The organism is Neisseria subflava, from assembly GCF_005221305.1.
Classification (GTDB): Bacteria; Pseudomonadota; Gammaproteobacteria; order Burkholderiales; family Neisseriaceae; genus Neisseria; species Neisseria subflava.
Genome location: NZ_CP039887.1, coordinates 1,079,630 through 1,100,938, shown reverse-complemented (window position 1 = coordinate 1,100,938; position 21,309 = coordinate 1,079,630). Strand labels below are relative to the sequence as shown.

The following is a 21,309-nucleotide window of genomic DNA, read 5'->3' as shown; positions in this document are numbered from 1 at the left end:
ACGGTTTATAGATAAAAATTCTTGCCGTTGTTTTGATTGTTGGCTTTCAAATCAGCAAGCATCCGTTTGAAGTCCAAGCCGTATTTTTCGCTTAATTTTTCGGCGCGTTTTTTCAGGTTGTCGAGATTTTGTTCTTTAGGGCTGCTTTGGAACGCCATGACCGCTACGTTGCCGTGGCTCTCTGCAGGCAGCTCGAGTACGCGGCCGTCAAAGACGTTGAGCAGGCGTTCGACAAAGCGTTGATAACGCTGGTCGCCGCTCCACCAGTTGGTGACAAATACGCCGTCTGGAGAGAGGGCATTGCGGCAGTCTTGGAAGAAAGGCTCTTCCACCAAGGCATCGATAATCTGTTCGCCGTCAAAACCATCTACCAAAATCACATCGGTATTGTGGCGGAACACTTTAATATATTCCGCACCATCTGCCTCGATAATTTCAAAATTTTCGCCTTCGTGCGGCAATTCAAACAGGCTGCGTGCCACGGCGATGACTTGCGGATTGATGTCTATGGCGGTTTGCTTGGTGTGGGGCAGATAGCTGTCTATCCAACGGGCAAACGAGCCGCCGCCCAAGCCGATTTGGGTGATGTGTTTCGGCGGGGTTTCTGCAAACAGCAGCCAACCCATCATGGCGCGGCTGTACGACAACACCAGCTCGGATGGATGATCGACATTCATGGAGCTTTGAATGGTGTCGCTGCCCAAATGCAGGGAACGGATATTGCCTTCTTCGGAAATGCCGACTTCGGGCAGATGGGATTTGGCTGGGCGCAGGCGGCGGTAAGGATGGCGGGGGGGCATGGGTGCAGGCAAAAGATATTAAAGGCGTTATTTTAACAGAAACAATGATGTTTTGCGCTGGGGTGGTTTTCAGACGGCCTTTGAGTGTGTTGGATGGAAAGATAAGGTATGTATTTAATTTTCTTTAAAATCATTGGTTTTTATAATTTCGTGAGTAACTTTGTTTTAAAATGCTTGCCAAAATGGGAACTTATCGGCATAATGCCGACTTCCTTGCCGGTATAGCTCAGTTGGTAGAGCACCTGACTTGTAATCAGGGGGTCCCGAGTTCGACTCTTGGTGCCGGCACCAGTTAAAGACTGATGGTGCTGTAAGGCATTTCAGTAAGCCGGTATAGCTCAGTTGGTAGAGCACCTGACTTGTAATCAGGGGGTCCCGAGTTCGACTCTTGGTGCCGGCACCAATTAAAAGCCCGATTGTGAAAGCAGTCGGGCTTTTTGCTTATGCTTTGATATTTTAAAAGCAGACCTTATAATACCGCGTTTCCATTACAACAAAGGGCTGCCCGTCGGGCGGAACACACAAAACACCATGATTACCGTAAACACTTTGCAAAAAATGAAAGCAGAGGGCGAAAAAATCGCCATGCTGACCGCTTATGAATCCAGCTTTGCCGCGCTGATGGACAATGCCGGCGTAGATGTATTGCTGGTCGGCGATTCTTTGGGCATGGCGGTGCAAGGTCGTCAGTCCACTTTGCCGGTGAGTTTGCAAGATATGTGCTACCACACTGAATGCGTGGCTCGCGGCACTAAAAATGCCATGATTGTCAGCGATTTGCCGTTTGGCGCATATCAGCAGAGCAAAGAGCAGGCATTTGCGGCAGCGGCAGAGTTGATGGCGGCCGGCGCGCATATGGTCAAGCTTGAAGGTGGTGTCTGGATGGCGGAGACCACTGAATTTCTACAAATGCGCGGTATCCCTGTTTGCGCCCACATCGGCCTGACTCCGCAATCCGTGTTTGCATTCGGCGGCTATAAAGTTCAAGGCCGCGGCGACAAGGCGGAGGCGTTGCTCAATGACGCCAAAGCGCATGATGCGGCAGGTGCGGCGATTGTGTTGATGGAATGCGTTCCTGCAGAATTGGCGAAAAAAGTGACCGAGACAGTTTCTTGCCCGACCATCGGTATTGGCGCAGGCGTGGATTGCGACGGTCAGGTTTTGGTAATGCACGATATGCTCGGCATTTTCCCGGGTAAAACCGCCAAATTCGTGAAAAACTTTATGCAGGGCAAAGACAGCGTTCAAGCTGCGGTCAAAGCTTATGTGGACGAAGTCAAAGCAAAAACGTTCCCATCTGTCGAACATACGTTTGCCGGGTAAAATAAAAACCAGGCCGTCTGAAACTTATTCCAGACGGTCTTTTTGATGAATAAAAGCGTATAATCGGCGCGTGATTTCCGTTGATGAAACGGCGGAAAAGATAAAGGATTTTTCAAACCATGCAAATCATTCATACGATTAAAGAATTGCGCGAGTGGCGCAAAACTGCCGGAAAAGTGGCATTTGTGCCGACCATGGGCAATTTGCACGAAGGCCATCTTGCGCTGGTGCGCGAGGCGAAAAAACGTGCCGATAACGTTGTGGTCAGTATTTTTGTCAACCGCCTGCAATTCGGACAGGGCGAAGATTTCGACAAGTATCCGCGCACTTTGCAACAAGATGCCGACAAATTGGCAGGCGAGGGCGTTGCCGTTGTGTTCGCGCCTAATGAAAAAGAGCTGTATCCGAATGTGGAACAGCGTTTCAACGTCGAGCCTCCGCATTTGCAAAACGAATTGTGCGGCAAATTCCGCCCGGGCCATTTCCGCGGCGTGGCGACTGTTGTGACCAAGTTGTTCAACATTGTTCAACCTGATACCGCCTGCTTCGGCAAAAAAGACTATCAGCAGCTGGCGATTATCAAAGGCTTTGTTGAAGATTTGAACTTCAATATCGATATCGTACCTGTCGACACCGGCCGCGCTTCAGACGGCCTGGCACTTTCCAGCCGCAACCAATATTTGAGCGAAGCAGAACGCGCAGAAGCGCCGCGCCTCTATCAAGAGTTGCAAAATATTGCCGCTGCCCTGAAAAACGGCAATCTGGATTACGCCCAGCTTGAAGCCGAATGTATCCGCCGTTTGACCGATGCCGGCTGGGTGGTTGATTACGTTGAAATCCGCCATGCACACAGCTTGGCAGTGGCTCATGTTGGCGATAAAGAATTGGTGGTGCTTGCCGCCGCCCGTCTGGGTACAACGCGACTGATTGATAATTTGGAAGTGGCTTTGGCTTAAACCCAAGCTGCTGTTAAAGGCCGTCTGAAACCTGTTTTTCAGACGGCCTTTTGTTACAATAACGCTTTTGCGTTTCTAAGGCTTTTCCATGTCCAAACCCACTGTTTCTCCGATGATGCAGCAGTATCTTGCCATCAAATCGCAACACGCCGACAAGCTGGTGTTTTACCGCATGGGCGATTTTTACGAGCTGTTTTTGGATGACGCGGTGGAAGCGGCGAAGCTGTTGGACATCACCCTGACCACGCGCGGGCAGATGGACGGCGTGCCGATTAAGATGGCGGGCGTGCCGTTTCACGCGGCGGAGCAGTATCTGGCGCGGCTGGTGAAGATGGGCAAAAGTGTGGCGGTGTGCGAGCAGGTGGGCGAAGTCGGCGCGGGCAAAGGGCCGGTGGAGCGCAAAGTCGTGCGCATCGTTACGCCCGGCACGCTGACCGACGCGGCATTTTTGGAAGACAAGGAAACCAACCGCATCGCGGCGGTGAACGCGGATAAAAAACACATCGCCATCGCGTGGGCATCTTTGCAAAGCGGCGAATTCAAAACCAAGCTGACGACGGCGGACAAGCTCGCCGACGAGCTGGCGCGTTTGCAGGCGGCAGAAATCCTGTTGCCCGAAGGCAAAAGCCTGCCTAATGGTTTTCAGAGTGCGCAGCCTGCCCGTGGTACGACCTCCGCCAACATCACGCGCCTGAACTCATGGCAGTTTGCCGCCGATGCGGGCGCGAAATTGTTGACCGAATACTTCGGCTGCCAAGACCTGCACGGCTTCGGTTTGGACGGCAAGGAACACGAAGCCGCCGTCGGCGCGGCGGGCGCACTGTTGAACTACATCTGCCTGACGCAAAACCTGATGCCGCAACACTTAGACGGCATTTCGCTCGAAACCGACAGCCAATATATCGGCATGGACGCCGCCACGCGCCGCAATCTCGAAATCACGCAAACCCTCTCCGGCAAAAAATCGCCGACCCTGTTTTCCATACTCGACGGCTGCGCCACCCACATGGGCAGCCGCCTCTTGGCACTTTGGCTGCACCACCCCTTACGCAGCCGCGCCCACATCCGCGCCCGCCAAGAAGCCGTTGCCGCATTGGGTTCGCAATACGAAACCCTGCAAGGCCGTCTGAAAAACATTGCGGACATCGAACGCATCGCCGCCCGTATCGCTGTCGGCAACGCCCGCCCGCGCGATCTCGCCGCCCTGCGCGACAGCCTGTTTGCCCTGTCCGAAATCGAATTGTCCGCCGAGGGCAGTAGTCTCTTAGAAACCCTCAAAGCCGTTTTCCCCGAAACCCTGCCCGTCGCCGAAACCCTTAAAGCCGCCGTGATGCCCGAACCCGCCGTCTGGCTCAAAGACGGAGGCGTCATCAACCAAGGCTATTCGGCAGAACTTGATGAACTGCGCCACATCCAAAACCACGGCGACGAATTCCTGCTCGACCTCGAAGCGCGCGAACGCGAACGCACCGGCCTCTCCACCCTCAAAGTCGAGTTCAACCGCGTCCACGGCTTCTACATCGAGCTATCCAAAGTTCAAGCCGAACAAGCCCCCGCCGACTACCAACGCCGCCAGACCCTGAAAAACGCCGAACGCTTCATCACCCCCGAACTCAAAACCTTCGAAGACAAAGTCCTGACCGCGCAAGAGCAGGCATTGGCACTGGAAAAACGCCTGTTTGAAGCCCTTCTAAAAGACATTCAGACGACCCTGCCCCTGCTTCAAAAAGCCGCCAAAGCCGCCGCTGCGCTGGACGTACTCTCCACCTTCGCCGCCACCGCCGCCGAACGCGGCTTCGTCTGCCCCGAGTTCGCCGACTACCCCGTCATCCATATCGAAAACGGCCGCCATCCCGTCGTCGAGCAACAAGTGCGCCACTTCACCGCCAACCACACCCGCCTCGATCACAAACACCGCCTCATGCTCCTGACCGGCCCCAACATGGGCGGCAAATCCACCTACATGCGCCAAGTCGCCCACATCGTCCTCATGGCGCACACCGGCAGCTTTGTCCCCGCCGATGCCGCCCAAATCGGACCCATCGACCAAATCTTCACCCGCATCGGCGCCTCCGACGACCTCGCCTCCAACCGCTCCACCTTCATGGTCGAAATGAGCGAAACCGCCTACATCCTCCACCACGCCACCGACCAATCCCTCGTCCTCATGGACGAAGTCGGACGCGGTACTTCGACTTTTGACGGCCTCGCCCTCGCGCACGCCATCGCCGAACACCTGCTGCAAAAAAACAAATCCTTCAGCCTCTTCGCCACCCACTATTTCGAGCTGACCAAACTGCCCGAAGCCCACGCAACGGCAGTCAACATGCACCTCTCCGCACTCGAACAAGGACAAGACATCGTCTTCCTCCACCACATCGAACCCGGCCCCGCCAGCAAAAGCTACGGCATCGCCGTCGCCAAACTCGCAGGTCTGCCCAACCGTGCTTTGAAAGCGGCTCAAAAGCATTTAAACGATTTGGAAAACCAAGCCGCCGCCAACCGTCCGCAGTTGGATATTTTCAGTGCCATGTCGTCTGAAAATGGGGCTGAAGAGGAAGGGAAAGAACAAGAAATTGAGCCTGTTGATAATTTGCAGAACAATGAATTGGCTGAAGCGTTGGCGCAAATTCAGCCCGACAACCTCACGCCACGCGAAGCCTTGGATGCCTTGTATCGCTTGAAAGATATTTGCAATAAGGCGTCGTAAATAACTCAAAGGCCGTCTGAAACAGGGAAATATATTAATGAGTTTTACTGACATTACCGTGGTTGGTATTACCGGCGCAGATTCTTATACCGAGGGCACGATGTATGCCATTATCCGTAGCTGTGCCGAATTGCCCGGCAGCCGTGGATTGCTGATCAGCCCGAGCTGTCCGCAAGGTTTGCCGGAAAATATCCGACATCAGCCTTGCCGGAAATTCGGTTATCTGGAATACAATTTGTTTGTTTTGTACCAACTGATGTATTACATCGATACGGATTATTGTTTGATTGTTCAAAATGACGGCTGGGTGTTGAACGGTCAAAACTGGCAGGATGCCTATCGGGAATATGACTATATCGGTGCACCTTTGCCGATTTTGTTGGAAACCGAAGCCGACGGGCAGTTTTTCCTGAAGGGAACCGACCAATATTTGGCCAAACAACATCTGATTCAGACTTCTCCGAATTTGGACGAGCCGCAGAACGGTGGTTTCAGCCTGCGCAGCAGACGGCTTTTAGCCATGCCGCGACAACTGGGCTTAAATGTAGAAATCCGACCGCCTTTGCCGCCGAAAGACGAAAAAATTGCCGATATGGAATGGCTGGTAAAGCTGCACCATGAAGATATGTTTTTGACGGCGCAACACCGTTATAGATTGCAGGACTTGGGTTTGAAATTTGCGCCTCCGAATATTGCTACGCAATTTTCTTTAGAAGTACCGTTTATCAATCAAATGAGGAATGTCCCTTTAGAGCGCGTCTTTGGGGCGCACTGGATGGGAAATGTGGTCTTGACCGGCTGCAATCGTGTCCGGTTTGCCCAATTGAATGAAGATAGATTGGAAACATACTCCCGTTTTTTTAGAAATTTGGGTTATGAATGGGAATAAATTAAGGCCGTCTGAAAGTTCAGACGGCCTTTTGTTAATGGCTGTTAGTGTTGATGATGGAGGGCATGGCGTGCAGCCGCACGTTTGGTACCGACAGGTACGATCAGCGTTGCATAAGCTTTGTCCTGCTGGCATACGCTTTTATCGCTGTAATCGGTCTCGTTCACCACTTTGATTTTCCACAAGCCGTCAATCAACGTAATCACATTGACCACGCCGTTTTTATCGGTTTTGCCGGAGAAGCCTTGAGGCTCGCGGTGGTCATGGGTTGATTCCAAGTCCATTTCGGCCAAAGTGTCCGAGCTGGCGGTAACGGTGGCTTTAACCAAAGGCTCGCCTTTGTACAGGACTTTGACCGGCAAAATACCGCCGGCTTTGACTTCGTTAGGATTTTTCAGCGGAACCAGTTCCAGCTCTTGGCCGATAGGGCGGGTCAATACAGCTTCATCAACTGCGCCGTTGCCCACTTGGACAAAGCTCTTTCCGAACATTTGCGATTGTTCGCAATAGGTTGAACCGGCCAGCTGTTTCAAGGTTTGCTGTTTCCAGCCGTCTTGGTTTTTCGACCAGAAAGTCGGTTTGTAGGTTGCGCTGACCCAGTAGGAGCCTTCAGGCAAAGCGGCTTTGGAAACGTATTGATAGTTTTCGCCCTTATTCACCAAATCAACGGTTTTCTTTGAGCTACCGGTCAATTGCAGCGGTTTGAAAATATGCACGCGGTCGTCGGCAATTTTTTCGACATTGGGGAAGTCATGGCTGTAACCCAAATCCGCATGCAGGATTTGGCCGGCAGGCTGATGTGTCGGTGCGGCCACCCAAACATCGTGTGCCTGCGCCACTGCGCCCAATCCCAGCAATCCTAAAAGCATCCATTGTTTCATAATTTCTACACTCCATTTTGTTGTTGAATGAAAGGCCTTGTATTTTGGCGAGTAGAAACATTACTCTTATTTGCATTTTTTGTAAATAAAAAGAATTATATTTTTTAATTATAAATAATTATTTATATTGGATTTTCAGACGGCCTGACGTATTGGGTAATGCTGTTTGCAACGTATGTTTATCCTGTATAAATAGCTGCTTTAATCTTTATCTGATTGATGTATATGAAATTTATTGTAATGTGTATTTGAGTGGGCATTTTTTCCCGATTTCCGCCCGGATTGTATATAACCAAAACTGATAAACGCGAAAGCAAACATTATTTCCAGTTTGCATCCAATTCCGATAAAGTTCTCCCATATTTTTAACAGGAGCCGACCATGAATATCCGTACGCTTTCTTTTGCCGCTTTGACCGCCGCGCTGGCTTTGAGCGCGTGCTCGCCAAAAACCGAACAATCCGCCGATAATGCCTCTCAAGCTGCCGGAGGTAAGGGGGGCGAAGTCAAATTGCTGAATGTCTCCTACGATGTCGCCCGCGATTTTTATAAAGAATACAATCCTTTATTTGTCAAAGAGTTTGCTGCAAAAAACGGCGGACAGACGGTTGAAGTCCAACAGTCGCACGGCGGCTCCAGCAAGCAGGCTTTGGCTGTCGCCAATGGTTTGGCTGCCGATGTGGTGACCATGAACCAGACTTCCGATATCGAGCTTTTGGTGAAAAAAGGTTTGGTCAAAGCAGATTGGAACACGCGCCTGCCGGATAATGCCGTACCTTATACCAGCAACGTCGTTTTCTTGGTGCGCAAAGGCAATCCGAAACACATCCAAGACTGGGGCGATTTGGCCAAAGACGGCGTGCAAATCGTTTTGGCCAACCCGAAAACCACCGGCAACGGCCGCTACGCCTTTTTGGGTGCGTACGGTTATGGTTTGAAAGTAAATAACGGCGATGAAGGCAAAACCAAAGATTTTGTGGCCGCATTGCTGAAAAACACGCTGGTGTTTGAAAACGGCGGCCGTGCGGCGACAACGACCTTCAGCCAGCGCAATATCGGCGATGTCTTGGTTACCTTTGAAAATGAGGCCAACTACGTCAGCAAAAAGCTGACCCAAGACCAGTTTGAAATCGTTTATCCAAGCTACACCATTCTTTCCGAAGCGCCGGTTGCCGTCGTGGACAGCGTAGTCGATAAGAAAGGCACACGCGCCGCTGCCGAAGCCTATCTGCAAAACCTCTGGAGCGAACCGGCCCAAGAGTTGGCCGCCAATCTTTACCTGCGTCCGCGCAATGCCGAAGTATTGGCGAAACACAAAGCCGATTTCCCTGAAATTGAGACGTTTAATCCGAATGAGAAATTTGGATCGTGGGAAGAAATTATGAAAAAATTCTTTGCCGACGGCGGATTATTTGACCAGCTTTCCAGTAAAAAATAAGGCTTAAACATAGAGGCCGTCTGAAACTTCAGACGGCCTTTTGTTACAATAAGCCTTTTTCTTATCCATCTTTTCCCATGTCCCAACGCAAAATCATCCATATCGATATGGACGCATTCTACGCTTCGGTAGAACTGCGCGAGCAGCCGCACCTGAAAGGGCTGCCCGTCGTTGTGGCGTGGGACGGTACGCGGTCGGTCATTTGTGCCGCGTCTTATGAAGCACGCAAATTCGGTTTGCACTCGGCTATGTCGGTGGCGACGGCGAAAAGGCTGTGTCCGCAGGCGGTGTTTGTGCCGCCGCATTTTGATTTGTACCGTCAAGTTTCGGCGCAGATTCATGCCGTGTTTCGGCGTTATACCGATTTGATCGAGCCTTTGTCTTTGGATGAGGCTTATTTGGATGTTACCCGGAATTTTGAAAATATCCCGTACGCCAGCGAGGTAGCCAAACGCATTCGTGCCGAAATTTTTGAAGAAACCGGTTTGACAGCCTCCGCAGGCATCGCACCCAATAAGTTTTTGGCAAAAATCGCTTCCGACTGGCGCAAGCCGAACGGGCAGTTTGTGCTGCCGCCGCAAAAAATCATGGTGTTTTTGGAGAGCCTGCCGTTGGGTAAGATTCCCGGTGTCGGCAAAGTCACGCTGAAAAAGATGAACGCCCTCGGTATGCAGACTGCCGGCGATTTGCGCCGTTTTGAGCGCGGCGAACTTTTAAACCATTTCGGCCGTTACGGCTACCGCCTTTACGATTTGGCACGCGGTATCGACGAGCGGCCGGTCAAAGCCGAACGCGAACGCCTGCAAATCTCAACCGAAATCACCTTGCCCGAAGATTTGTCTTTGGCGCAGGCTTCGAGCCATTTGCCGCACCTTGCCGAAGATCTCTGGCGGCAAATCGAACGCAAAAACGTCGAAGCCAAAGGCGTTACCCTCAAACTCAAAACCCACGATTTCCGCATTATTACGCGTTCGCTGACGTATTCTTCCGTCCTGCCCGACAACGCTTCACTGCTTCAGGCGGCGCATACTTTGTTGCAACGCATACCGCCGCAACGCGAAGACGCCTTCCGCCTGATCGGTATCGGTGTGAGTCATTTACTGCCGAAAAACCAGCAGCAGACGCTTTGGTTATAAAGAAATAGAAAAGCATTCTTTCCGTTTGAAGATAGGGCTCAGGACAATATTGTTCCATAACCATATCGGCAGCCGTTTAAACAGGCCGTCTGAAAACGTTTCAGACGGCCTTTTTGACGGTTTAACAAAATGATTTATCAAGAATTTGTTTTTCGTTCAACAAAAGTGGAAAGCAGGGCGGTATCGATGTCCCATTTCCAAATGCCTCGTTCCGAGCCGTCCATGCCGCGTAGGAAGAGGTAGCGGATGGCGATTTTGGTCAACGGCTTGCCGCGCAGGGCGTAGTAGCGCGCAATGGCAACGGCGTAGATCAGGGCTTGCAGGTAGTAGTGATGATGCGCCACGGCTTCGTTCATCGCCTGTTGCGTGTAGGCGCTTGCATCGTTGCCCAAATGGTTGGATTTGTAGTCGATTAAAACGACATTGCCGTCTGAATCTTGGCAAACCATATCGATAAAGCCGTTTAAATAGCCTTGCAAATCATGGAAATCAAGCAGTTGCGCGGCTTGGACGCATTCGGGCGGCAGGTTTGCTTCGCTTGAGGCAAACCAATGGCGCAAGTCGTCCAGTTTGAAATCGTCCATGTACAGGGTGAACCCCATTTCGGGCAGGCGTCGGGTTGGCGGAATCTGCGACAGGCTCTCGCCGATTAAAGGCGTCAGGCGGCAGGTGTCGAGCATGGCGCTTACCGTCGGCAGCCATTTGTCTTCAAAGCTGTGGCGTTGCAAAACTTCGGCAATCATTTCGGATTGGCTCTCGGCAGAGGCGGCGAAGTCGAGTTTTTCCAACATTTCATGCAAACATACGCCGGCATTGGTGCCGCGGGGGAAATGATGGATATCGAGGCCGTCTGAAAGCGGGGACGGCAGGTTTTCAGACGGCATGGCACGGTCTGCGCTTTCTGCCGGGTCGATGGCAGGTTGCAAAGGCTCGTGTTGTTCGTCGGTTGACTTGGTGTGTCTGCTCAAACCGGTAAAGCTGGTGTGGCGGATAAAGTCAAAATCGCGGCGTTTGATGCTATGTGCGCCAAAAGCTTGGTCTTGCTGGCGGCTGTATTGGTAGACGGTTTCCGGCGGGGCTTCTTCCGTGAAGGCAAACTCCGTATTTTCAGGCGCGTTTTTGATAAAGCGCTGCCAGTTGGTTTTGAGCATTTCCACAACATCTGTCGCGCTTTTATAGCTTTGACTGACGCTTTCGCGGCCGGCATCCGGCAAACCTTCGAGCAGATAGGCAAAAGGATTGTTTGGCGTACAGTTTTTGTTGGCGGCGGCGTAGATGTTGAGCTGTTCTTCGGCGCGGGTAAGGGCGACATAGAGCAGGCGCAAATCTTCTGCCGTCTTTTCGTCGGCAAGGTGGCTTAGTTCTGCTTCCGAGGTTTGCGATGTTGCCAGCAGCTCGGTTTCGTGGTTTTCTGTATGCAGGATTTTCCAGTTTTCTTTGGAATTGTCTTTGGTATCCCATGCAAAGGGGCAGTACACCAAAGGATATTGCAAACCTTTCGACGCGTGTATGGTAACGATTTTGACCAGTTTTTCGTCGCTTTCAAGACGGATGGTTTGCGCGTCTGACGGGAAATGGCCGCCGCGCGCACGGCCGATTTGTTCGTTCAGCCATTTATGCAGGGCGGCAGGGTTGCGGCTTTGGCTGTCTTCTTCGGCCAAAAGCTCCAGAATTTGGTAGTAGTTGGTCAGGCTGCGTTCGTTGCCGCCTTTGAGCAGGCGTGTTTCGATGTCATGTAGGGCGGCAAACTGCTGCACGGCGGCAAAAATGCCGCCTTTACGCCATTTTTCCATGGCTTCGGCAGACGATTCCAGCCATTTCAGTAGCTGGTGTTCGTTGTGGTTGAGTTCGTAAATCTCTTTGGCGGTATAGCCGAATAAAACGCCAGTTAAGACAAAGCGCAGCCAGTCGGTTTGCCTTGGGTTGAGCCAAAAGCCGATCAGCGCGGACAGCGAGTCTGCCTCGGCGGAATCGAAAACGGACTGGCGCGACAGCAACACGCTTTGGATACGGCGCTGTTTCAGTTTACCGGCAATCATCGCCGCTTCGTTGTTGGTGCGTACCAAGACGGCAATATCGCCGGATTCCAATGCACGGCCTTTGAAGTTCAGACGGCCTTCGGCTGCTTCATTGAGCGCAAAGGCAATTTCATCGGCGCAATATTCGGCGGCACGGCCGCGCAAAATTTCTTTGCCGGTTTGGTCGTCCGTATTGAGCCAGCGCACTTGGATGGCGGGGCGGTGTGGCGACAGCCGGCTTTTGGCACGGCTGGCGGAGACATCGCTGTAATCGATGTTTTCCAATACGAATGGATGTTTTTTTTGTTTGAACAAGGCGCTGATGCCGTTGATCAGCTTGGCATGGCTGCGGTAGTTGACGGCGAGGGTGTAATGCCTGTCCGCATCTTGCGCGGCTTGCAGATAGGCGTAAATGTCCGCACCGCGAAAGCTGTAAATCGCCTGTTTGGGGTCGCCAACGAGAAACAGCGGGCAGCCTTGTTCGATAAAAATTTGGCGGAAAATTTCATATTGCAGCGGGTCGGTATCTTGGAATTCGTCAATCAGCGCGATTTCCCAGTTTGCCGTCGCCACTTTTGCCAATGCGTTGCCGTGTTCATGGATGGTCAATGCCTGATGGACATCCAGCAGCAAATCGTCAAACACGCGCTCGCGGCGTGATTTTTTTTGTTCGGCAATAGATTGGTTGATGTAGGAAAGGAGATCGAGTTGCAGGCAGATGAAGACCGCTTCTTCCGCGCTTTCCATTGCTTGCAAATCACGACCGAGATTGGCCAAGGCTTGCAGCTGGATAATTTCCGGCGCATCGGCATCGGCTTTATATTCTTTTTTCAGTTTGCTGTTGAGCGTGTCGATACTGAAGAGGCTTAATTTCCCTAGCGTTTGTTTGCTCAGGCGGGGCAGATGACTGGATTCGGCGTTTGTTTTTAAATCGATAAAAACATTTTCAAAGGTATTTCTTTTGTAGGTCTGGCCATTAAGTTTGGGCAAGATTGTCCAAAACACTTTTTCCAAGTCTTCCAACTGACCGCAAACTTTTTGCCATGTTTCTTGAAGGTTGGCTTGGGCTTCTTTCAAACTGCCTTCAGGCCGTCTGAATTTCAGATAGGGGCGGCCGGTGTAGCTTTTGATTTCGGCAAGCATTTCTTCAGGCGTGCATTTCCGGTCAAAAACCAATTGTGCCAATGTGGTATCGGTTGCCACTTTCTGCCGCCAAAAGTCCTGCGCAGGAATCAGCAGCCTCTCGCGCGAGTCGTCCGACAGCTCGACATCCAAAGGCGCGCCGCACAAAAACGCATAATCGCGCAAAACGCGCTGACAGAAGCCGTGGATAGTGTAAATCGAGGCGTTGTCAAACTGGCTCAGCGTGGCTTTGAGGCGGAGAATCAGGCGATGGCAGCTTTCCTGTCCGTCTTGCTCACCTAAAGCCAAAGGAATCAAGCGATTGAGAAAGTCATCGGGGGATTTTTTCTCTTTTTCGTAATATTTGTTCAGGCCGTCTGAAATATGTTCCGGCTTGCCGCCCAAAGTTTGGATTTCGTTCAAAACCTGCAATACTTCGTCCAAACGCGCGCGCAAACGGGTTTTCAGTTCTGCCGTCGCCGCCTTGGTAAAGGTAACGACCAGAATTTTCTCGATGTCTTTTTTTTCTAAAACAATCAGTCGGGTAAAGAGCGCGGCAATGCCGTAGGTTTTACCCGTACCGGCAGAAGCTTCGATGAGGTTGGTGCCGTTGATGGAAAGTGTGAGCGCGTCAAAAGGAAGGGCGGAAGACATGGTTGGAACGGAATAATATTAGCGAGGCATTATCATAACAGAGATAGTGTGTTGTTTTGCATTGATGATAAAAATGCCGTCTGAAAACTTTCTGTTTTCAGACGGCATGTCTTAATGGCTATTAAATGACTTCAATAGCGCATCTTAGTAGCGCAAACGGCGTTTGGCGTAGTTTGGTTGGCGAGGACGGTAGGTATAACGGTTCGTCGCAGGAGCTTTACTGTCGTCATAGTAGTATGCAACATTATTACCGTTGATGGTCGTATTGTTGACGCTCAAACCGGTTGGAGAGCCGGTAGTGATAACGACATTGTCGCTTTGGATGGTGTTTGCCGTATTGGTTACGTTGGCTTCGTTTTTACCTTTGGCGTTGATGCCGCCGTCAGGTTTGCCTGAAGCGTAGCTGCCGTTGACATTGACGGTCAGATTTTTTTCGTTAACGCTGCTGATCGCGCCGAAAGTATTGACTTTGTTGCCTTCTACTTCAACGGAGTTGTTGGATACCAGGTTGGTACCGTGCAGGTTGACGTCGCCGTTGTTGGCATTGATTTTAATGTCATTGCCGACCGCTATATTCGCGCCTGTGGCGGTAGAAGAAGCGTTATCGGTTTTGTTGACGCCGATAGAGCCATTGACGTGAGGAACGGCAACACCGGTTTCAACATTGATTGTCGCACCAGCGCCGATACCGACATTAACGGCTGTACCTTGGTTGGAGGCAGTATTGGCTGACTCGGTGAAGGTTACACCGTTGCCTGCGGTAATGTTGACGTTGTTGTTGGCAGTAATGTTGGATGCGATTTCAGCAGAGTCTTTGGCGTTGATGACAACATTGGTCGCATTCATATCGCCTTTAACGGCGGTAGATTCTTTTTTGTTTTCATCAGCGTAGTTGACGTTCAGGTTGGCATTCACATCAACGTTTGAACCGTCTTTGGTGTATCGATGAATTTGATACCGGCTTTGGCAGTCACGCTGCCGTTTTCTTTATTGGTTTCGGTGCCAGAGTAGCCTTTAATGGAATACTCGTTGACCTGTTTGTTTTCTACTGCTTTGCCGCTTGTCGATAGAACTTATAAATCAGGTGGTCGTCGTAGCTCGAATTGCGGTTGATGGTGCTGCTCACAGTAAAGGTTTGGCTGTCTGCAAAACACTCCCAGCCGGGCAGGTGCAGTTCGGCCACGAGGTCGAGATAGGCGGGCAGTTCGCTGCGGGTGTTCCCGCACCTGCCGCGTCGCCGTCTCATCTTTCTTATTCCCCGCCTGCGTGGCGAGATTTTTCATGCCTGCCTTTTTAGGACGGACACGATGGCGGCAAGATCATTGGGCGACCAGCGCCAGCAGTTGGGCAGCCCCAATGCGGCGGCGTACCACTCGGAGCAAAACCACTTGTCGCCGCGTTGGCGGGTTTTGAATACCACGCCGACGGCACCGAACCAGTCGTAGGGCTAGCTGACGGTATTGCGGTATAGGCGGTCGAGCTGGCCGTGCTCATTGATGCTGTCGGGCAGCGGGATTAGATCCCACTTATCAGCGGGCAGCAGCATCGTTTTGGCGCGCACGCCGCCGTCGCGCACGGAAGATGAAATACAGTCGTACCCGCCGCCTTCGACTGGGCCGTAGGCAATCTCGGCGTGGCTGTATTGGCCACGAGTGAGAATGCGGGTCAGCCAGTCGGTGGCTCGAGCACACCATACGCGCCAGCCGGAGCCGCCCCGATGGCCTTTATAGAGAGCTAGGTAGTATCGTGGTTTCATGATTACGCCTCCTCCAGCTCGGCGGCGGGCTGCTCGTAGTTAGCTGTCCAGCCGTCCGAATAATCGTATTCCAGCGGATTTTCGGCCTTTAACATGGCGGCTTTATGGCGTTCGGCGTTGGCAAAGTCGGCCTGCTCATCCAATACCATCTGCGTAGTCATCTCATCCAGTAGCTCGCGGGTCATGAGGACGAAATCGTTTTCCATCGTTTTCCAGCGTAACCCCACCGGCAACTATTTCATGGTGCGCAGTAGGATGTATTGGGTGCAGCTCTCATCGTTGGTGTGAAACCACTTACCCACGCTTTTGACAAATACCCCAGGAATCATACGGCAGCTTGTATATGTTTACACGCTGGATGTTTTATCAAAGACGTGGCTATATTTGGCAGCGAGCGAATCATCACGCCCTAATCTGTAACGCCCTAGAACGTGTTTTCAACGGCGAAACAAAACGCTTGATTATTAATATTCCGCCGCGATACTCGAAAACGGAAATCGCGGTCGTGAACTTCATCGCGTGGGCGATGGGGTGCGTGCCGGATTGTGAATTTATTCATGCGAGCTATTCGGCTACGTTGGCGGTCAATAACTCCGTACAGATTCGGAATTTAGTGCAACACGAAGAGTATCGGGCAATTTTCCCTGATTTAGCACTTGCAAGCGAGAGTAGTCATCACTGGAAAACAACTGCCGGCGGCGTGATGTACGCAACAGGTACGGGGGGCACGATTACCGGCTTTGGCGCGGGCAAACACCGCAAGGGGTTCGGCGGCGCAATCATACTGGACGATTTGCACAAGGCCGATGAAGCACGAAGCGAGGTCAGACGGCAGAATGTTATCGACTGGTTTCAAAATACGCTGGAATCACGGAAGAACAGCCCCGATACACCGATTGTCGTGATTATGCAAAGGTTGCATGAAAACGATATTGCAGGATGGCTGCTTGACGGCGGCAACGGCGAAGAATGGGAACATTTGTGCTTACCAGCGATTCAAGATGACGGCACGGCGTTATGGCCTGAAAAGCACGATATTGAAACACTGCGCCGAATGGAACAAGCCGCGCCGTATGTGTTTGCCGGGCAGTATTTGCAAAAATCTGCACCGCCTGATGGCGGTACGTTCAAGCCTGATAATCTGCAATTTGTTAAGGCATTGCCTGCCGGTAATATCAGATGGGTGCGCGGATGGGACTTAGCCTCAACCGCAAACGACGGCGACTATACAGCAGGCGGCAGGCTTGGCGTAACAGAAGATGGGCGGTATATCATCGCCAACGTCGTGCGCGGTCAGTATGGCGCGGATGAACGGGATAGGATTTTGAAAAACACGGCGCAAAAAGACGGCGTGAAAACAAAAATATCCATTCCGCAAGACCCTGGTCAGGCTGGTAAATCGCAAACACTATATCTGACCCGTCAATTGGCGGGTTTTTCTGTATCTGCCAGCCCTGAGTCGGGCGATAAGGTGACACGAGCCGAGCCATTCGCGGCACAGGTCAACATCGGTAATGTGATGGTGCTGGATGACGGCACATGGGATACAGATGCGCTGATTTCAGAAATGCGGATGTTCCCAAACGGTCAGCACGATGACCAAATCGACTGTTTGAGCCGTGCATTTAGTGAGCTATTGGACACCCGAACGGGCATGATTGATTACCTGCGTTCGCAGGTTGAGGCAAACAAATGAGTAAAAAGACACCATTATCGCAAGGCTTTGTTGTCCGCGTTGCCGCTGGTGTCCGTTACGCCTTTACCGGCAACGCGGACGGGTGGTTTGATGCGGGCGAGCCTTTAGCCCCTGTCGCACAGCAGGCAGAGGGGCGGCGGTTCGACTATGAGCCGTTCTACAACGTCGGGCATTCTAAGCCGCGTGAACGCGAGGCAATAGGCTTTGCACAATTACGCGCCCTTGCCGATAACTACGATGTGCTGCGTTTGGTTATTGAGCCGCGCAAAGACCAAATGGAGTGCCTAAAATGGACAATCCAAAAGCGCGATGTCGAATCAACGGCAAACAACGAATCGCAGCGCAAAGACAGAAAGATTGACGAAGCTATTGCGTTCTTTCAGTCGCCTGACAAAGAGCATACATGGGCGGACTGGCTGCGCATCTTGCTGGAAGATTTGTTTGTCATTGACGCGCCATGTATCTATCCGCGTAAAACACTGGGCGGCGACTTATTCGCCCTTGAAGTGATAGACGGCGCAACAATTAAGCGCGTATTGGACAATACAGGCCGCTTGCCAGCACCGCCTGATACAGCGTATCAGCAAATCTTGCACGGCATGGCGGCGGTTTCACAATTTCAGCCCACTTATTCAACGCTTCCTGCGTTTTTTTTTGACATCTTCTGCTTGCATATAAGCCAAGACTTTCAACCGTGCTTCATACACCTTTGCGCAATTAATTATCTTCTTGCACTGTGTCTGTTTTTGGTCTATCATACTCACTTCTTTTGTTGCAGGCCTCGTGCCTCAACCCTGCCCCACGTTCCTGCGTGGGGCTTTCCTTTTCAACTCCGGCCAAATCTCGTACCCGCCATTCCCGACGGGCTTTTTTATTTGGGTTGATCGTCTGATTTCTTTGAGTTCAAAAACAAGTCGGGATATTTCAGCTTTATCCGTGCAGGTATTCCGCGCTTCGTCCAATTGAAAACGCATTGAGGGCTATTCCCCGTTATTCGACCAATCTCCGCGTAACTGCCGATTGATTGCAACAGGCGTTTGTCTTCGCTGACTCTTTTATCCATAAATAAACCAAATATTTAAATCTAATGCCAATATTAAACACTATGTTTAGATAAAAATTAAGTCTTGTTTGACAACATTTTGTTTAAATATGGGAGAATAATTAAACCAACTGCGAATAGGATTAAAAATGACAATGCACGAAACAACTGACAGACTTTTTGAGATAGCCAAAGAGCAGGGAGTTTTAAAGCCGGCTGATATAGCAGGGCGTCTAAATATCAGCCAGCAGGCGTTGAAAAACTGGGAAAGTCGAGGTATAGCGGCAAAGGCGTTGCCTGAAGTAGCAAGAGTATTCGGCGTATCGGAAACATGGCTGCGAACAGGAGAAGGCAGCCGAACCGTGCCCGTCCTCATTGACCCAGGCCTACCCCATGAAGTCAAAGACATTCACAGCCCGATGATGTGGAGCAGCAACGACCTGCTGCCGGAGGATGACTACACGTTTGTTCCATATCTAAAGGAAAGTTGTTTTAAAGGGGGAACCGGCGCGTATGAGATTCCAGATTACAACGGCTACCGCCTGCCGTTCGGCAAATCCACGCTCAAACGCAAAGGCATCAATCCCGACAACGTCTTCTGCTGCACCCTAACCGGCGACAGCATGGAGGAGAAAATCGCAGAAGACGCGGCAATCGCGGTAGATACAGGCGAAACCGCTATACGCGACGGCAAAATATATGCTTTCGCACAAGATGGGATGTTCCGCGTCAAATACCTGATACGGCAGCCCGGCGGCAATGTGCTGATTCGCAGCCACAACAGTGGGTTCTATCCAGACGAAACCGCCCCTTTGGACAGCCTGACCGTTATCGGCCGCGTCTTCTGGTGGAGCGTGTTGGATTGACAAATTCCGCCCTGGGAAAATCTCAAAAAGTCGGATTTACAGATTTACACAAAGTGTAATTTTCATAGGGAAAAGAAATGTTGCAGATACAGACAATAATGGACCGTGCAGAGCAAGGCATTACCTCGCCATTCATCTGTATGGCGGAGAATAGTCTGGAATATTTCGTCAAAGGGCTGCATGCCACCCGTGCGAGCCAAATAAACGAATGGATAGGTGGAAACATAGCGCAGGCTTTAAGTTTGCCCGTTGTCCCGTTTGATCTGTTGGAAGTCGGAGAAGAGCTGTACGAAGAATTACCCGCAAGGATGAAGGAAATCGGCAAAGGCATCTGTTTCGGCTCGCAGACGCAAAAAAGGCTACGCATTGCTTGAGCCGGCGGACATCCCCCGAATCGATATAGTTATGCAGCGTCAAATCGCCACCTTCGATTGGTTTATCCGCAATGAAGACAGAACAATCGGCAACCCTAACCTTTTGTATAGAAATTGCGACAATCCCCTGATCGTCATCGACCATAACTGCGCCTTCGACACCGGCTTCAATCCAAAAAACTTCCTGCAAAATCATATTTTCTCATCGGCATTTAAACAGGTTTTGGAAGACTGGGTGCTTCAGGAAGAGATGGAATTATAGCTGAAAAGCGCATTGCCAGCCTACAGAAAAGCGTGTGATAATCTGCCGCTGGAGTGGGCATGGGCAAACGAAGAGCGCGACCTGCCCGCCGCCTATAACCGCAGCTATACCGACGAAACCGTCCGCCGCATTGATAACGGAACACTTTGGAGCATCTCATGAACCAATATGCCATGCGTTTTGCCGTCATACGGTTTATGCCCTATGTCCAAACGCGCGAATTTGCCAACATCGGCATCATCATAACCCACCCTCAAAGCGGCTACTTCGACTTTAAAATCGAACAGCGCTACAGCAGATTGAGCCGTTTTTTCCGCCACTTCGAGCCGTTCGTCTATAAAGCGGCAACCCATGCCTTTGCAGAAGAATTACAGCGGATTAGAAAACTGGCGGCACACTCCGCGCCCGATCAGATACGCGCCATGCTCGACCATCTGACCCGCCCGCGCGAAGCCCTGATTATGGCCACCCAACCGGGCGTAACCCTCGCCTCCGACAGGGAGCAGGAACTGAACCGCCTGTTTGATTATTTTGTCGCCCACAGCTTTGCCAAAAGCCAACCCGAAGCAGAACTTACCCGCCAAATACAGGCAATGTTAAAGCCGCTTCAGACGGTATACCCCTTCAAAGAAAGCACAATCGGCGACCCGTCAGGCTTTCACGCCTCCATCCCCTTAGTGCAAAAGGCGGAAAACGGCGAAATACGGAAAATCATTAAGCCGATATATTTCGGACAAAAAGACCCTGCCGACATCTATCACAAGTCGGATAAGTGGATTGCCAGCATAAAACGGTTGCGGCGCAGCGGATACATCGACCGCTCTGAAATATTGTTTGCCTACGAGCCCCCGGAGTATCCAGACAAGGCACAACAAAAGGCATTGCTTGACGTGCTGGGCGATCTGAAGGAGCAACGTATACAGCTTGCTCGCAACAAGGACGACGCAATCATCAGAAACTTTGCCTCCGCCTGATTGCCCCGTTTTTAACTTGGTGGAATTTCGCCAAATTAAAACTGAAGCCGGCGCGTGTCAGATTAGCCTAACTTTGTAAAATTACCGATTTACACAAAGTGTAAATTTCAGGCCGTCTGAAATTCAGGCGGCCTTTTTCACGCCCGCTGAACCTGAAACGACACAAAACCGACACAACCGCCCGAAAGGCGGTTTTTTTGTGCCTTCGAAAGTTCAAAAATAAATTCTTTTAATAATCAAAATGTTTATAAATTTTAAACAAAAATCTTAAGTAGAGTGTTGCATATTATTAAACACTATGTTTAAATACACCTATCGAAGCAAAACACAGTTTCAACGGTTCTTTAAAAATTTGAAAGTGTAGTAACCGCCCTTCAGGTATTGCGTGAGCGGTAAATCAATTCGTCCGCCGT

At 51.1% G+C, this 21,309-nt stretch carries 21 protein-coding genes and 2 tRNA genes; 15 read left to right on the top strand and 8 right to left on the bottom strand.

All coding sequences use genetic code 11. The features are described 5' to 3' along the window. Positions 1 to 5 precede the first annotated feature (5 nt). Positions 6 to 800, bottom strand: coding sequence for a polyamine aminopropyltransferase (locus FAH66_RS05405; RefSeq protein WP_003685283.1), 795 nt, complete (start codon positions 798 to 800; stop codon positions 6 to 8). Between the two features lie 215 nt (positions 801 to 1,015). On the opposite strand from FAH66_RS05405, the gene FAH66_RS05400 reads away from it, so the two are divergent. The 6 genes from FAH66_RS05400 to FAH66_RS05375 all read left to right on the top strand — a co-directional run bounded on the left by FAH66_RS05400 (position 1,016) and on the right by FAH66_RS05375 (position 6,678). After that, positions 1,016 to 1,091 (top strand) — tRNA-Thr (locus tag FAH66_RS05400). A gap of 36 nt (positions 1,092 to 1,127) precedes the next feature. Then, a tRNA-Thr gene (locus tag FAH66_RS05395) sits at positions 1,128 to 1,203 on the top strand. Between the two features lie 128 nt (positions 1,204 to 1,331). Beyond that, positions 1,332 to 2,123, top strand: a complete 792-nt coding sequence (gene panB, locus FAH66_RS05390) for a 3-methyl-2-oxobutanoate hydroxymethyltransferase (RefSeq protein ID WP_049333454.1) — start codon at positions 1,332 to 1,334, stop codon at positions 2,121 to 2,123. Between the two features lie 119 nt (positions 2,124 to 2,242). Beyond that, on the top strand, positions 2,243 to 3,079 hold the full coding sequence (panC, locus tag FAH66_RS05385) for a pantoate--beta-alanine ligase (protein WP_137040935.1): 837 nt from the start codon (positions 2,243 to 2,245) through the stop codon (positions 3,077 to 3,079). Between the two features lie 88 nt (positions 3,080 to 3,167). After that, a complete protein-coding gene (gene mutS, locus FAH66_RS05380; RefSeq protein ID WP_137040934.1) occupies positions 3,168 to 5,789 on the top strand; it encodes a DNA mismatch repair protein MutS in 2,622 nt (873 codons plus the stop codon). 37 nt (positions 5,790 to 5,826) lie between these two features. After that, positions 5,827 to 6,678 (top strand): DUF5672 family protein, encoded by an 852-nt coding sequence (locus FAH66_RS05375; RefSeq protein WP_137040933.1) that lies wholly within the window; start codon positions 5,827 to 5,829, stop codon positions 6,676 to 6,678. Between the two features lie 44 nt (positions 6,679 to 6,722). Here FAH66_RS05375 and FAH66_RS05370 read toward each other — a convergent pair whose 3' ends face one another. Further along, complete coding sequence (locus FAH66_RS05370) at positions 6,723 to 7,559, bottom strand: DUF4198 domain-containing protein (protein WP_137040932.1); 837 nt, start codon at positions 7,557 to 7,559, stop codon at positions 6,723 to 6,725. 387 nt (positions 7,560 to 7,946) lie between these two features. Here FAH66_RS05370 and FAH66_RS05365 point away from each other — a divergent pair, with 387 nt between their 5' ends. Together FAH66_RS05365 and dinB are read left to right on the top strand one after the other, a co-directional pair. Further along, on the top strand, positions 7,947 to 8,996 hold the full coding sequence (locus FAH66_RS05365; RefSeq protein ID WP_208648095.1) for a sulfate ABC transporter substrate-binding protein: 1,050 nt from the start codon (positions 7,947 to 7,949) through the stop codon (positions 8,994 to 8,996). Positions 8,997 to 9,073: 77 nt separating this feature from the next. Next, positions 9,074 to 10,132, top strand: coding sequence for a DNA polymerase IV (dinB, locus tag FAH66_RS05360; RefSeq protein ID WP_137040930.1), 1,059 nt, complete (start codon positions 9,074 to 9,076; stop codon positions 10,130 to 10,132). A gap of 137 nt (positions 10,133 to 10,269) precedes the next feature. On the opposite strand, the gene recB is transcribed toward dinB, so the two are convergent. The 6 genes from recB to FAH66_RS05335 all read right to left on the bottom strand — a co-directional run bounded on the left by recB (position 10,270) and on the right by FAH66_RS05335 (position 15,867). Continuing rightward, entirely contained in the window at positions 10,270 to 13,926 is a 3,657-nt protein-coding gene (gene recB / locus FAH66_RS05355) for an exodeoxyribonuclease V subunit beta (protein WP_137040929.1), read from the bottom strand. 144 nt (positions 13,927 to 14,070) lie between these two features. Beyond that, the gene (locus FAH66_RS05350) at positions 14,071 to 14,841 is read right to left on the bottom strand and encodes a hemagglutinin repeat-containing protein (RefSeq protein ID WP_137040928.1); all 771 of its coding nucleotides are present in this window, start codon (positions 14,839 to 14,841) and stop codon (positions 14,071 to 14,073) included. 130 nt (positions 14,842 to 14,971) lie between these two features. Then, positions 14,972 to 15,172 (bottom strand): hypothetical protein, encoded by a 201-nt coding sequence (locus tag FAH66_RS05345; RefSeq protein ID WP_137040927.1) that lies wholly within the window; start codon positions 15,170 to 15,172, stop codon positions 14,972 to 14,974. Between the two features lie 33 nt (positions 15,173 to 15,205). Further along, complete coding sequence (locus tag FAH66_RS11170; protein WP_308862626.1) at positions 15,206 to 15,346, bottom strand: hypothetical protein; 141 nt, start codon at positions 15,344 to 15,346, stop codon at positions 15,206 to 15,208. Between the two features lie 27 nt (positions 15,347 to 15,373). Further along, positions 15,374 to 15,682, bottom strand: a complete 309-nt coding sequence (locus FAH66_RS11165) for a hypothetical protein (protein ID WP_308186868.1) — start codon at positions 15,680 to 15,682, stop codon at positions 15,374 to 15,376. A gap of 2 nt (positions 15,683 to 15,684) precedes the next feature. After that, a complete protein-coding gene (locus FAH66_RS05335; RefSeq protein ID WP_137040926.1) occupies positions 15,685 to 15,867 on the bottom strand; it encodes a hypothetical protein in 183 nt (60 codons plus the stop codon). Positions 15,868 to 16,025: 158 nt separating this feature from the next. On the opposite strand from FAH66_RS05335, the gene terL reads away from it, so the two are divergent. The 7 genes from terL to FAH66_RS05305 all read left to right on the top strand — a co-directional run bounded on the left by terL (position 16,026) and on the right by FAH66_RS05305 (position 20,896). After that, the gene (terL, locus tag FAH66_RS05330; RefSeq protein WP_244285035.1) at positions 16,026 to 17,378 is read left to right on the top strand and encodes a phage terminase large subunit; all 1,353 of its coding nucleotides are present in this window, start codon (positions 16,026 to 16,028) and stop codon (positions 17,376 to 17,378) included. Further along, entirely contained in the window at positions 17,375 to 18,262 is an 888-nt protein-coding gene (locus FAH66_RS05325) for a hypothetical protein (protein WP_244285033.1), read from the top strand. Before terL ends, FAH66_RS05325 begins: the two co-directional genes overlap by 4 nt. A gap of 307 nt (positions 18,263 to 18,569) precedes the next feature. After that, positions 18,570 to 19,286 carry a LexA family transcriptional regulator gene (locus tag FAH66_RS05315; protein ID WP_049351389.1) on the top strand — a complete coding sequence of 239 codons (717 nt, stop codon included), beginning with the start codon at positions 18,570 to 18,572 and terminating at the stop codon, positions 19,284 to 19,286. Positions 19,287 to 19,363: 77 nt separating this feature from the next. Then, positions 19,364 to 19,660, top strand: coding sequence for a HipA family kinase (locus tag FAH66_RS11045; RefSeq protein WP_244285031.1), 297 nt, complete (start codon positions 19,364 to 19,366; stop codon positions 19,658 to 19,660). Between the two features lie 31 nt (positions 19,661 to 19,691). Continuing rightward, a complete protein-coding gene (locus FAH66_RS11040) occupies positions 19,692 to 19,922 on the top strand; it encodes a HipA family kinase (protein ID WP_003685086.1) in 231 nt (76 codons plus the stop codon). Positions 19,923 to 19,934: 12 nt separating this feature from the next. Continuing rightward, positions 19,935 to 20,084, top strand: a complete 150-nt coding sequence (locus tag FAH66_RS11035) for a hypothetical protein (protein ID WP_003684959.1) — start codon at positions 19,935 to 19,937, stop codon at positions 20,082 to 20,084. Then, a complete protein-coding gene (locus FAH66_RS05305) occupies positions 20,081 to 20,896 on the top strand; it encodes a DUF3037 domain-containing protein (protein WP_137040923.1) in 816 nt (271 codons plus the stop codon). Before FAH66_RS11035 ends, FAH66_RS05305 begins: the two co-directional genes overlap by 4 nt. Positions 20,897 to 21,309 lie beyond the last annotated feature (413 nt).